The sequence below is a fragment of the Nocardia cyriacigeorgica genome (genome assembly GCF_010858045.1).
GTDB lineage: Bacteria > Actinomycetota > Actinomycetes > Mycobacteriales > Mycobacteriaceae > Nocardia > Nocardia cyriacigeorgica_E.
The window spans coordinates 1-282 of sequence record NZ_JAAGVC010000372.1; the positions used below are offsets into that span (position 1 = coordinate 1).

Genomic DNA, 282 nt, shown 5'->3' on the forward strand with positions numbered 1-282 from the left:
GCAAGGTCGTCGACTGGAACCAGCCCGCCGATCAGGGCCTGGTCGCACATCCGGCGCCGAGCCTCACCCTGGCCTCCAACACCGGAAACGGGCACGGCGAACACGGCGTTGAGGCCGAGAATCAGACCGCGCCAGCCGAATCCGATGACGCGGGCACCGACACGACCGCCCGCTGGCTCGGCGGGATCGGACTGGCCGTCGGGCTGCTCGGGCTCGGGCTCGGCGTCGGCTCGGTCATCCGGGGACGGCAGTCGTGACCGCCCCGCGCATGAATATGCGCAC

1 pseudogene is annotated in these 282 nt (G+C 71.3%); it reads left to right on the forward strand.

The features are described 5' to 3' along the window. Window positions 1-257 (forward strand): annotated as a pseudogene (locus tag GV790_RS30070) (nuclear export factor GLE1); the annotation flags it as partial. Between the last annotated feature and the right edge of the window lie 25 nt (window positions 258-282).